At 37.1% G+C, this 13,200-nt stretch carries 11 protein-coding genes; 6 read left to right on the forward strand and 5 right to left on the reverse strand.

Annotated elements, in window-relative coordinates; translation table 11 throughout:
• The first annotated feature begins 146 nt into the window (after positions 1-146).
• A complete protein-coding gene (locus AC4BC7_RS10545) occupies positions 147-338 on the forward strand; it encodes a hypothetical protein (protein WP_207871703.1) in 192 nt (63 codons plus the stop codon).
• A gap of 41 nt (positions 339-379) precedes the next feature.
• Here the strand turns inward: AC4BC7_RS10545 and yajC are convergent, their stop codons facing one another.
• Together yajC and tgt are read right to left on the reverse strand one after the other, a co-directional pair.
• Positions 380-676 carry a preprotein translocase subunit YajC gene (yajC, locus tag AC4BC7_RS10550; RefSeq protein WP_207871704.1) on the reverse strand — a complete coding sequence of 99 codons (297 nt, stop codon included), beginning with the start codon at positions 674-676 and terminating at the stop codon, positions 380-382.
• Positions 677-745: 69 nt separating this feature from the next.
• Entirely contained in the window at positions 746-1,891 is a 1,146-nt protein-coding gene (gene tgt, locus AC4BC7_RS10555; protein ID WP_207871705.1) for a tRNA guanosine(34) transglycosylase Tgt, read from the reverse strand.
• 172 nt (positions 1,892-2,063) lie between these two features.
• Between tgt and AC4BC7_RS10560 the strand changes: the two genes are divergently transcribed.
• Positions 2,064-2,762: a DUF975 family protein gene (locus tag AC4BC7_RS10560; RefSeq protein ID WP_207871706.1), complete on the forward strand. Its 699-nt coding sequence runs from the start codon at positions 2,064-2,066 to the stop codon at positions 2,760-2,762.
• 53 nt (positions 2,763-2,815) lie between these two features.
• Here AC4BC7_RS10560 and AC4BC7_RS10565 read toward each other — a convergent pair whose 3' ends face one another.
• Entirely contained in the window at positions 2,816-5,446 is a 2,631-nt protein-coding gene (locus AC4BC7_RS10565; RefSeq protein WP_207871707.1) for a cation-translocating P-type ATPase, read from the reverse strand.
• A gap of 539 nt (positions 5,447-5,985) precedes the next feature.
• Positions 5,986-7,017 (reverse strand): tRNA preQ1(34) S-adenosylmethionine ribosyltransferase-isomerase QueA, encoded by a 1,032-nt coding sequence (gene queA / locus AC4BC7_RS10570; protein ID WP_207871708.1) that lies wholly within the window; start codon positions 7,015-7,017, stop codon positions 5,986-5,988.
• Positions 7,018-7,301: 284 nt separating this feature from the next.
• Here queA and AC4BC7_RS10575 point away from each other — a divergent pair, with 284 nt between their 5' ends.
• The 4 genes from AC4BC7_RS10575 to AC4BC7_RS10590 are packed head-to-tail and all read left to right on the forward strand — an operon-like array spanning position 7,302 to position 10,708.
• The gene (locus AC4BC7_RS10575) at positions 7,302-8,477 is read left to right on the forward strand and encodes a betaine/proline/choline family ABC transporter ATP-binding protein (protein ID WP_490502818.1); all 1,176 of its coding nucleotides are present in this window, start codon (positions 7,302-7,304) and stop codon (positions 8,475-8,477) included.
• A 4-nt stretch (positions 8,478-8,481) separates the two neighbouring features.
• Positions 8,482-9,120 (forward strand): ABC transporter permease, encoded by a 639-nt coding sequence (locus tag AC4BC7_RS10580; protein ID WP_207871710.1) that lies wholly within the window; start codon positions 8,482-8,484, stop codon positions 9,118-9,120.
• The gene (locus tag AC4BC7_RS10585; RefSeq protein ID WP_490502819.1) at positions 9,120-10,043 is read left to right on the forward strand and encodes an osmoprotectant ABC transporter substrate-binding protein; all 924 of its coding nucleotides are present in this window, start codon (positions 9,120-9,122) and stop codon (positions 10,041-10,043) included. The genes AC4BC7_RS10580 and AC4BC7_RS10585 overlap by 1 nt, the downstream gene beginning before the upstream one ends.
• A complete protein-coding gene (locus AC4BC7_RS10590; protein WP_207871712.1) occupies positions 10,040-10,708 on the forward strand; it encodes an ABC transporter permease in 669 nt (222 codons plus the stop codon). Before AC4BC7_RS10585 ends, AC4BC7_RS10590 begins: the two co-directional genes overlap by 4 nt.
• A gap of 451 nt (positions 10,709-11,159) precedes the next feature.
• Here the strand turns inward: AC4BC7_RS10590 and AC4BC7_RS10595 are convergent, their stop codons facing one another.
• Positions 11,160-12,983: an APC family permease gene (locus AC4BC7_RS10595; RefSeq protein ID WP_490502820.1), complete on the reverse strand. Its 1,824-nt coding sequence runs from the start codon at positions 12,981-12,983 to the stop codon at positions 11,160-11,162.
• Between the last annotated feature and the right edge of the window lie 217 nt (positions 12,984-13,200).

Consider the following 13,200-nt stretch of genomic DNA (forward strand, 5'->3'; position numbering starts at 1 on the left):
GTTTTAGTGATGTTTTTCACAATTATTTTTTTAAATTTTTTTTGAACATTTTTATCACTTTACTACCCACTTTTGAAATCTCACGTTATACTAATAACAGCGAAATATTTCATTTAAGAAAACGTGTTGGAAAGAGGTTTGTTATAGTGTATAAAAAACGTCAAATAGCGCTTGGGATTTTAGCTTTTATTATCTTTTGCACCTTATTTGCTTTCACACGACATTTACGTCGTCCCCCTGCTTCAATTATGCAAGATGCCTTTCAATTATTTCTTTATCTTTTCTTGTTTGTCGTTGAAGGCTTCGTCTTATATATCGCCTTGCGCAAGAAAAAATAATACCGTAAGAGAATGTGTAGAACATTCTCTTACGGTATTTTTTAATCTTCTTTCGTTTCTTCAATTACTGTTACTTCTTCAGAAACAGTTGGAGCGTTCACAGTACGAATTGACGTACGATCGAATTCTAAATAAATTCCATCACAATCGATTTCTACGGTGTTTTTTGTTTCATTAATAGCTGAAATAACACCATGTAAACCACCAATTGTTACGACGCGACTTCCGACTTGCATACTATCTAATAAGTTTTGACGTTGTTGCTGTTGTTTCTTTTGAGAACGTTGCATGAAAAACAACATGGCAGCAATCGGAATAATCATAATAAGCATTTCCATTTTTTTCACCTCAATATTTTAAGCTTCCTCTTTTACTTTAGCAGATACGCTTAGAATTCACTAGCTTTTTTAGAAATTCTTTGCGTTTTCCTTATTAAATCCATATTCTTCAAAGAAGTTTTGGCGGAATTCTAATAAGTTATCATCCATAATTGCTTGACGTACTTGTTTCATCATATTCAATAAGAAATGCAAATTATGATAGGAAGTCAATCGAATACCAAACGTTTCATCACATTTAATTAAATGACGAATATAGGCTCTTGAGTAATTACGACAAGTGTAGCAATCACAGTTTTCATCAATTGGTCGGTAATCACGAGCAAATTGAGCGTTCTTAACAACTAAGCGCCCTTTTGATGTCATACACGTCCCATTACGCGCAATACGAGTTGGCAATACGCAATCAAACATATCAATTCCACGAATGACACCATCGATTAATGAATCTGGTGTCCCAACGCCCATTAAATAGCGCGGTTTATTTTCGGGAATTAATGGGGTAGTGAATTCTAATACACGATTCATTTCAGCTTTTGGTTCACCAACGGAGAGTCCTCCGATAGAATACCCTGGAAAATCCATGCCAATTAAATCATGGGCACTTTGACGACGTAAATCTTCAAAGCCTGCTCCTTGGATGATACCAAATAATCCTTGGCGATCAGGATTGGCATGCGCTTTTAAGCCGCGTTCTGCCCAACGTGATGTTCTTTCTACTGATTTTTTTACATAATCATAACTTTCATCAAATGGTGGACATTCATCAAAGCTCATCATAATATCTGAGCCTAATTTATTTTGAATATCAATTGCTTTTTCTGGTGACAAGAACAATGGTGAACCATTCAAATGATTTTTAAAATGCACACCTTCTTCAACGATATTACGCATATCAGCTAATGAGAAAACTTGGAAACCACCTGAATCAGTTAAGATTGGCTGATCCCAGTTCATAAATTTGTGTAAGCCGCCTGCTTCAGCTACGATATCTTCTCCTGGACGCAACCACAAGTGATACGTATTGCTTAAAATAACGCCTGCGCCCATGGCTTTTAATTCTTCGGGAGCAATTGTTTTAACTGTTGCTAGTGTTCCAACTGGCATAAACATTGGTGTTGGGAACGTTCCGTGTGGAGTGATTATCTCTCCTAAACGCGCTCCTGTATGCTTTTCTTTTTTTATTAATCGATAACGAATGGCAGGTTCCGACATTCATTTCCCTACTTTCTTTAGTTAATATATACCTCTCTCCATCATAAATCGTAGGTGGTCTTTTTGCAACTCTGGAGGAAAAAAGTTTCTTTTTTATCGTTTCTTTTCTCTTAATGTTATTTTTTTGTTACACTAATAAACGTACTAATTAATTATGAAAGGAGTCGATAGTATGAAATCAAATGCTGAATTAAAAATGGAAGCAAAACAAATGCTACAAGGACGTTGGAAAGAAAGTATTTTGCTTTGTCTAGTCCCAACCTTATTAGGTATTTTAGCCATTGCTATTGCACTTATCTTGTTAATTCCATTATTTATTATGCTGAGAGACTTACCAACTTATGTGGATGGCTCAATGGGCGTTTCTAGTGATGGAGGTGGCAGCGGTTCTGGTGGTAGTTTTGTTAGCAGTTTACTAGGTACCTATTTCACTGTAGCAATCGGTTGGACGTTTTTAGATGTCCTCCGTGGACGCAAAGTCGTGATTGAATCTTTTAGAGATATTTTTCGTGGATTCCGTTCACCTTATGCACTAGCAATTTTTGTATTGTATTTCTTAACAACACTTTTCACAACTTTGTGGTCTCTATTATTTGTAATTCCAGGAATCATCAAAGCATATTCTTACTCACAAGCTTACATGATTTATTATGATACTGTCGAAGCAACGGGTGAGCGACCAGGTTATTTAGATACTATCACTGCCAGCCGTCGTTTAATGGATGGTCATAAAGGACAACTATTCCTATTAGACTTAAGCTTTATTGGTTGGCATCTTTTAGCCATTGCGACATTAGGTATTGGTTATTTATGGTTAACCCCTTATATCGAAGCAACAAAAGCAGCTTTTTATGATAATTTACCGAAATAATTTTTAACAAAAGACGGATACTCCTGTAACTAGGAGCTATCCGTCTTTTTATCTTATTCTTCTTCTGGTAACTTATGGAATTTAATCATTTCATTAACGAATACTGGAACAATTGATAAAACAATTGCTAACATCCAATGATTCAGTCCAACTGGCACTAAGTTAAATAGTTCTTGTGTAAATGGTACTAAAGCAATAACAGTAGTGATGATAATTGCCAAGACAGCCATCTCAAATAATGATTTATTTGAAGATAATTTGACTTGGAAGATTGATTTTTCACTACGCACATTAAACACATGAATAATTGATGAATAAGCTAAGATTAAGAAGGCTACTGTTTGTCCGACTTCATGACTTGCACTAACCCAAGGGCTTACACCATCAACGAATGCGCCTAGATAAAAACCAAATAGTGTCACGACTGTAAATATAGATGCATTAATACCAATTTTTTGCCATAAACCACGTGAAAAAATACTTTCTTTTGGTGAAATCGGTGTTTCATCCATAATACCATTCATCGCTGGTTCTTTCCCTAAGGCAAAACCGGGTAGCCCATCTGCTACTACGTTAACAAACAGAAGTTGTACTGCTGTAAATGGTGCACCCCAGCCTACTAACATGGCAATTAACACAATAAAAATTTCAGAGATATTACAACTCAATAAGAAATTAACTGTTTTACGAATATTTTGATATACCGTACGCCCTTGTTCTACGGCATCAACAATTGTTGCAAAGTTGTCATCAGTCAATACCATATCTGCGGCACCTTTAGCAACATCGGTTCCAGTAATTCCCATAGCACAACCAACATCACTAGCTTTTAAGGCAGGCGCATCATTAACACCATCCCCAGTCATTGCGACTGTTGCGCCAGTTCGTTGCCATGATTGAACAATACGAATTTTATCTTCGGGTGTCACACGAGCATATACAGAATATTCTTTGACCGTGCTATCTAGCTCTTCTTCTGACATGTCACGTAATTGCGCACCCGTTAAAGCTTTATCTCCTTTTTGCAAGATGCCTAATTCTTTGGCAATTGCACTTGCTGTCACAACATGGTCACCAGTAATCATAACTGTTTTAATACCAGCTTTTTTTGCGCGAGCAATCGCTGCTTTGCTTTCTGGGCGTGGTGGATCAATCATTCCAATTAAACCAACTAATTTCAAATCACGCTCTAAAAATTCTGAAGTCATTTCTGTTGGTTCTTCATCATAAACACGGTAGCCGACTGCAATAACTCGTAACGCTTTTTTACCAAAGCGGTCATTAACCACAGTTGCTTGATCCAAATCGCCAAAACGGAACAGTGGTAATAAGACATCAAAGGCTCCTTTAGTAACGGAAATGTATTTTTTCCCACGTTTGTGGACAGTTGTCATCATTTTACGAGTTGAATCAAATGGAATTTCTCCAATTCTAGGAAATTCTTCACGTAATTCTTTTTGTGAGTGATAATTTTCTTGAATTGAGCGTACAATTGCAATTTCAGTTGGGTTCCCAATATAGTTAAATTCATCTTTTTCTTTTTCAACAACCACATCGGTACATAAAGCAGCAATTTTTAAGACTTCCATCGCTTCTTCAGTCATGGCATCTTGTGTATCGACGACTTCATCACCGTGCGCCCAAACTCGGCGAACAGTCATTTTATTTTGTGTCAATGTTCCTGTTTTATCTGAGCAAATCACACTTGCTGAACCCAATGTCTCTACGGCTGGCAAACGGCGAATAATGGCATTTTTCTTTGCCATTTTTTGGACGCCAAAAGCCAATGCTAATGTTACGATAACCATTAATGTTTCTGGCACCGCAGCAACCGCTAGTGAGACAGCTGTCATAAAAATATCCAACACTGGTTCGCCTTGCATATACCCTAAAGCAAAAACAATGGCAGCTGCGACTAAGGCAATTAAGCTGATACGCTTACCTAGATTATTTAAACGTGCTTGTAACGGTGTTTCTTGGGCTTGACTTTCATTTAATAAACCAGCAATTTTACCCATCTCTGTTTGCATTCCAGTTGCTGTCACAATCGCTTGTCCACGGCCATTTACGACTGTACAACCTTTAAACAACATGTTGATTTGATCTCCTAAGCTTTCGTCTCCGGTAGCTACAAAATCAACTTCTTTTTCGACAGGTTCACTTTCACCGGTCAATGCAGATTCTTCCACACGTAATTGTGACCCTTTGATGATTCTTGCATCAGCAACAATCATTGATCCATTTTCAATAACTAATGTATCCCCAACGACCACTTCTTCTGCATCAATTTCTAGTAACTGGCCATCTCGAATAACTGAAGCAGTTTGCTTATTCATATCTTGCAAAGCTGCTAATGCTTTTTCAGCATTTCCTTCTTGAACAATCGCCAAAACTGAATTAATAATAACAATGGCAATAATTAAAATTCCTTCAAATAAATCACCGTGATCCGTTGCTACGGCAGTGTAAAATGAAATGGCTGCTGCGACTAATAAAACAATTGTCGTAAAATCAGACAGACTATGTAAAATTTTCTTCACCATTGACTCTTTTGGCGCTTCTTCAAAACGGTTGCGTCCGTCTCGTTCCAAGCGTTCAGATGCTTCTTGTTGTGTTAAACCACCTGTATTTGTCGCTTGCAATTCTTGACGAACCTCTTCTGTAGTTTTTTTGTATGCTTCCATTAAACCCCTCCTTTACGTATACTTCTACTGTACCACGAACTTTTCATATCATGCAACATTCAACTTAGGTTATCCGAAACTATTAAATATTTTTTCAAATTCAGCATAAAAAATAAATAGAGTTTTGTTATTTTTTTGATTTTTATCTATATCATCTTCACAATTTCTTCTTATTTTCGTGTTAAAATGCTTTTGTTTTGCAAACGCTATCATTTTATGGTATGCTTTGAGTGTAAGGAAGGAGCAACATTTGTTGAGTTAGTTCACTATAAATAACAGCAAAGCAAAAAGTTGTCACAGCTACAAGTTTCACCTAGTATTTTAAAAGTAAATGTAATGAATGTTTCAAAGCTACACCTTCTTTAAAAGAAAAACATGAACCCCATTGTAACAAAACTTGCTAAAAAATTAGTGTCGAGTTTGTATTCCAAGACAAAATTTTTTGTTCCATGTACCACAGTAACACGCACGACAACTCAACAAAGCCTTCCAAAGTAAAAGACGGTTGCCACGAAATTTGTGGCAACCGTTTTTTTGTACTATTTAACGAACATAGCATCGCCAAAGCTAAAGAAACGGTAGCGTTCTGTTACTGCATGTTGGTACGCAGCTAAAGTTTGTTCTCTGCCTGCAAACGCACTAACAAGCATAACTAAGGTTGATTTTGGTAAATGGAAATTCGTTGAAAAAGCATCCACTACTTTAAATTCATAGCCAGGTGTAATAAAGATACTTGTCCAACCACTATCAGCTTGAATTTTTCCATCAAATTTAGTCCCAATTGTTTCTAAAGTGCGAATCGACGTTGTTCCAACTGCAACAATGCGACCACCATTGGCTTTAACATGATTCAACTTGTCAGCAGCATCTTCGGTCAAACGATAAAATTCACTGTGCATTTCATGTTCATCAATCTTGTCTACACTAACTGGACGGAAGGTTCCCAATCCTACGTGTAGCGTTAAAAAGACTAACTCAATTCCTTTGGCTTGAATTTTTTCTAGTAATTCTTCTGTAAAATGGAGACCCGCAGTTGGTGCCGCTGCTGAACCATTTTCTTTTGCATAAACGGTTTGGTAACGGTCAGGATCTTCTAAACGCTCTTTAATATATGGTGGTAATGGCATTTCACCTAGTGATTCTAAAATTTCCAAAAAGATACCGTCATAACTAAATTCAATGATTCGACCACCATGCGTTAATTCCTCTTTCACAGTCGCTTTTAAACGACCGTCACCAAATGAAATTTCTGTACCTATTTTGGCGCGTTTAGCCGGTTTAATCAACGTTTCCCACGTATCGCCTTCTGTATTGTTTAACAATAAAATTTCTAAATGCGCACCTGTCTCTACCTTTTCACCGTATAAACGTGCAGGTAATACACGCGTGTCATTCATAACTAACGCATCACCTTCGTTTAATTCGTCGATAATATCATAAAAATGTTTATCTTCCATTTTTCCCGTTTTTGAATCTAAGACAAGCAAACGTGAACTTGTACGATCTGTTAAAGGCGTTTGTGCAATCAATTCTTCTGGTAATTCAAAATCAAAATCTTCTGTTGTTAACATATTCTTCACTCTTTCTTTCTCAATCTGCCTACCCATTTTAGCACTTTTTTTCAAATTGTTTCAAAAAAATGAATTTCTCTTTTTTGTTTTATGAGAAAAGTCTGTGAACTCTTACAGGTACAAGGGGTTGTGCAATCGTTCTTTTTTGTGAAACATCTTGATTTCCGTTCGTTTTCCACCCTTTTGATAACGCTAACAGTGTTTTATCGTTTGTATTTTTTACGAATGTTGTTCATACTATTACTAACAGGTACACTAAAAATAAATAATTTGAGGTGAAATCAATGATTGAGTTTCAACACGTTTCAAAAATTTATAAAGGTGGAAAAGTTGCTGTCGAAGATATTAATTTGTCATTTGATAAAGGTGAATTCATTTGTTTTATCGGAACCAGCGGGAGTGGAAAAACCACTTCTATGCGTATGATTAATCGCATGACAGAACCAACAAAAGGGAAAATTCTGATTGATGGAGAAGACATTCAAAAGATGAACCCGGTCGAATTACGTCGTAAAATCGGTTACGTCATTCAAAATATTGGCCTAATGCCTCATATGACTATTCGCGAAAACATCACGCTAGTTCCTAAATTACTCAAAGTTTCTCAAGAAGAACGGAATACCATTGCCGAACGAATGATTGATTTAGTGGAACTCCCTCGCGAGATGCTTGATCGTTACCCCCATGAATTATCCGGTGGGCAACAACAACGAATTGGTGTCGTACGTGCATTAGCTGCCGACCAAGACATTATTTTAATGGATGAGCCGTTTGGTGCACTTGACCCAATTACGCGCGATTCCTTGCAAGATTTGGTTAAAGATTTGCAAGAACGTTTAGGTAAAACCATTGTCTTTGTCACCCACGATATGGACGAGGCTCTAAAACTAGCCAGTCGCATTGCGATTATGAGTGAAGGTAAGGTTATTCAATTTGATACGCCTTCCAATATCTTGAAAAATCCAGCGACTACCTTTGTTGAAGAGTTAATTGGTGAAGACCGGCTCTTACAGGCCAAACCTGATACTACCCCAGTAAGTGAAGTAATGCTGAAAACAGCTGTCACTATTACTCCGGAAAAATCATTACAAGAAGCAATTAAATTAATGCGTGAAAAACGTGTTGATACTTTGTTAGTTACAGATAATCAAAACATTTTAAAAGGTTATATTGACATTGAGTCAATCAATCTTCGTCGTGGTAATTCAAGTAGTGTCGGCGATATTTTAAAAACTGATGTCTTTTTCGTTAAAGAAACTGCCTTGTTACGCAATACCTTACGACGTATTTTAACACGTGGGTTAAAATATGTACCTGTTGTGGATGAAAAACAACGCGTCGTTGGTATTTTAACGCGTGCCTCTTTAGTAGAAATCGTATATGACGTTCTTTGGGGAGAAGAGCAATCTATTATAGAAGCAGTTGAGGCATTCAATCCTGAAGAAATAAAGGAGGTCTAGTCTGATGCAAGCTTTCTTTTCAGAATATGGTTCTCAATTAATTTCAAATATTTGGCAACATATTTTAATTTCTTTTTCAGCGCTCTTTTTAGGCGCATTAGTCGCTATTCCTTTAGGGATTCTTTTAACACGTGCACCTAAAATTGCTAGCATCGTGATTGGGATTACCAGTGCGTTACAAACAATTCCATCTCTGGCGCTATTAACACTAATGATTCCTTTTCTTGGCGTCGGTGTTGCTCCAGCAATTGTCGCATTGTTTATCTATTCACTGTTGCCGATTTTACGTAATACGTATATTGGTATGAAAAATGTTGATCCTAACTATCTGGATGTATCCAAAGGTATGGGTATGACCAATCTTCAATCAATTATCAGCGTAGAAGTGCCTATTGCATTACCAACAATTATGGCTGGCGTTCGTTTAGCAGCAGTCTATGTTATCGCTTGGGCAACACTTGCCTCTTATATTGGTGCGGGCGGTCTAGGGGTCTTGATTTTCAGTGGTTTAGATAACTATCAACCGCCACTTATCTTCGCGGGAACAATTCCGGTTATTTTATTAGCTCTGATTTCGGACTATCTTTTAGGAAAACTAGAAGATAAATTGACTCCATCCGCTTTAAAGGAGGAGAATGAATAATGAATAAATTGAAACGATTACTCGTACTTTTTGGAGGACTATTTCTTTTTGCAGGTTGTTCATTTCCAGGACTAGCGACCAATACAGATGAAGATACTATCGCGATTACAGGTGGTATTACAACTGAATCACAAATTTTGGGAAGTATCGTTGCTGGTATGGTCGAACATTATACAGATAAACAAACAACCATTATCAATAACTTAGGGACAACCAACATCAATCACCAAGCCATGCTCAATGGCGATGCCGGTATCTCGTCGACTCGTTATACAGGGACCGATATTGCTTCGACTCTCTTGCTTGAGCCTGTGATGGATCCTGACAAAGCTTTAGAAGTCGTGCAAAAAGAATTTAAAGAACGCTACGACCAAGTATGGTTTCCATCGTATGGCTTTGATAACACCTATGTCTTTCTTGTAAGAAAAGACACTGCTGAAAAATATAATTTAAAAACCGTCAGCGATTTAGAAGCCGTTGCGGATGAATTAGTAGTTGGTGCCGATCGTGCGTGGATGACACGTGAAGGAGACGGGTATGATGGCTTTACTGAAACATATGGGTTTAAATTTGGATCAATTTTACCGATGCAAATTGGATTAGTATATGATGCAGTGGACGCCCACCGAATGGACGTCGTGTTAGGTTACTCTACAGATGGACGAATTGCTAGTTATGATCTAGTCATGCTTGAAGATGATAAGCAATTCTTCCCACCTTATGATGCTTCGCCCGTTGTCAATCAAGAATTACTGGATGAAGTCCCTGAATTAGAAAATGCCTTACTTCGTTTAGCAGGAAAAATTGATACAGAAACGATGCAACAACTAAACTATGAATCTGATAATAATTTGGTGGAACCATCAATTGTCGCAGAACGCTTTTTAGAAGACCATCATTACTTTGAGGAGGATGCGCAATGAACATGAATGAAATGAATTTACTGCAACAATTTTTCTATTATTTTCAAGAAAACGGCAGTTACGTTTTTGCTCAATTTTTGCGCCACTTCTTGATTTCGATTTATGGTGTCCTTTTTGCCGCAATTGTAGGAATTCCGATTGGGATTGCTATTTCTAGACGCAGGAAATTAGCGGATTGGGTTATTCGAATCGCGAATATCATTCAAACTATTCCCGCTTTGGCGATGGTTTCGATCTTGATGTTTGGTTTTGGTTTGGGTGTAAATGTGGTTATTGTGACCGTCTTCTTATACTCACTCTTACCAATTATCAAAAATACTTATACCGGCATGATTCAAGTAGACCGTAATGCCTTAGATGTCGGTAAAGGCATGGGGATGACTGCTTGGCAACGTCTGTATATGATTGAGTTACCTTTATCCGTTTCAGTCATTATGGCAGGAATTCGTAACGCGCTAGTAGTCGCAATCGGAATCACCGCTATCGGTACCTTCGTAGGTGCAGGTGGTCTCGGGGATATTATTGTCCGTGGTACAAACGCGACAGATGGTGCCGCGATTATCCTAGCAGGTGCGTTACCAACCGCTGTCATGTCAATTTTTACCGATTGGTTCTTAGGTTTAATTGAAAGACGCCTAGATCCAGCAAGCCGTACTAGTAAATAAAGATGAATGATTTTCTTGCTTATTAGTAGAATACATTAAACTTTTTATAAAAATAAAAACATGATAAATCTAGTAAGGTTTAAACTTACTAATTTATCATGTTTTATTTGTACCTAGTTAGGAAATCAACGATAGATGATTCATATTACTTTAAATTAATTTTATATAACAAAAAAGCACCTGAATTAATGCTACGCTTAAAACACTCTGATGACAAAAAAAAGATACAGTTTATCCCGTATGAAAAAATACGTGAGAACAAAATTGGAATCTTAGTCATAACGGATAATGCAAACCGCTTAAAACAAATCAAAGAAAATCCGCAAAATGCTATCAATATCGTAACTAGCGAAGATACATTGCTGGAACAATCCGTCTCAATTAAATAAGCTCCCTCACAAAAAGTCTTAAAAATTCCGTCGAATGAAACGAAATTTTTAAGACTTCTTTCTTATTTCTTCAAATGATAACTATAGGTGCTAACAATAATATGTTCACGCCATGACAGACGGAAGCGTAAACGCAAGCTTGTTTGGTTATGCAAGATATTTTGCCAACGACGTTTTGGTACAAACTGCGGGATAATAACCGTCGTAGTGTAATTATTTTGTCGCGCTTTTTTGCTGACAATATCCACGTACCGAATAACTGGATTTTCAATCGAACGATACAAGGAATGAACAATCGAAAAACGAACATCAGGGAATTTTGCTTTAAATTCTGCTTCAATTTCTTTTTCTTTTTGAACATCTTCATCTAACGATACGTGCATGGCTACCACATAATCGCCTATCGAACGCGCATAATTCAACGCACCAATGTTTACACGAGTGACATTCCCAACTAAAACAATGACTGTATTGCCATCATACGTATGCAACTTCACGTCTTCTTCTAAACGTAATTGTTCTGCTACTTTTTTATAATGATCATGTATTTTATAGAAAATAAACAATAAAATTGGCATGATAATAAAGAACGGCCAAATATCATCTAAACGATAGGCAAATAAAATCGCAATAATCGCGTAAGAAATGAACGCACCAATAATATTCGCAATCGATTTTTTTAACCAGCCTTTGCCTTCTTTGCGCCATTTAATGACCATTCCTGTTTGGGATAACGCAAAAGGAATAAATACACCAATCGAATAGAGTGGGATTAAACGTTCAGTGGACCCTTGGAAAATAAAGAGTAAAACAATCGAACCGGCTGCTAATGTGATAATCCCATTGGAATACCCCAGACGATCGCCACGATCTTGATATAAATGCGGCATAAATTTATCTTTAGCTAAATTATACGCCAGTACAGGAAATGCTGAAAATCCAGTATTTGCGGCTACCGCTAAAATTAATGCTGTCGCAAATTGTAAGACATAAAACAAGACACCATGACCAAAAACAGCTTGTCCCACTTGAGAAAGGACTGTTACTTCTTTTTCAGGTACAATCCCATACCAATAGTTGATAAAGGTAATCCCTACGAAGAAGAAGCCTAAAATAGCTGCCATTAAGGTTAAAGTTGCCGCTGCATTTTTAGCACGTGGTTTTTTAAAGAAAGGAACCGCATTACTAATCGCTTCAACCCCAGTTAATGAAGAAGAACCAGATGAAAAGGCACGTAATAATAAGGCAATAGAAATTCCCGGTACCATCGTTCCTGGTAAAGCTGTTGCATGTAAAGGTGCTGCTCCTGTAACAATTTTAAATAAACCTACGACAATTAATAAACTAATAACCGCAATAAAGGTGTAAACTGGTACCATTAAAAATGTTGCTGATTCTCGCAAACCACGTAAGTTCATCATCATGATGAGCAACACAATAATGACAGAAATAGCCACTTGATGACCATAAAGAGCTGGTACAGCCGAAGTAATGGCTTCAGCACCTGCTGAAACAGACACAGCAACGGTCAGCATATAATCAATAAGCAATGAACCACCCGCAATCAAACCGGCTTTTTCCCCTAAGTTTTCACTACTTACTACATACGCCCCACCACCATGAGGATACGCATGAATAATTTGTCGATACGATAAGGTTAATGATACTAATAAAATAATGACAAATGCTGCAATTGGTAAGGAATACCAAATCGCTGCCGCAGATAAAGTGATTAAAACGACCACAATCTGCTCTGTACCGTATGCAATTGATGATAAGGCATCAGATGATAATAAAGCTAAGGCCGCAAAACGAGTTAATTTCTGATCATCGTTCTCTGCAGATTTTAACGGTTTGCCTACCAACAAACGTTTTAACGCATTCACTTCTTTCGCTCTCCTTGAAAAAATATTTTTTATTTTGTTATTTTACATTTTTTATCTTGTACCGATTTTCTCCGGAACAAGACTGTATATTACGCCTCGCTATGGTAAAAGTCAACGAGCTTCTGTGTTGTTTTTCATCATATTTTTTTAGGTATTTTCATTTTTTCATTACATTTTCTAAGGTTAACAAAAACACAAAAAAACTGTTTAAATTAAC

The organism is Enterococcus sp. AMC1623, from assembly GCF_058216495.1.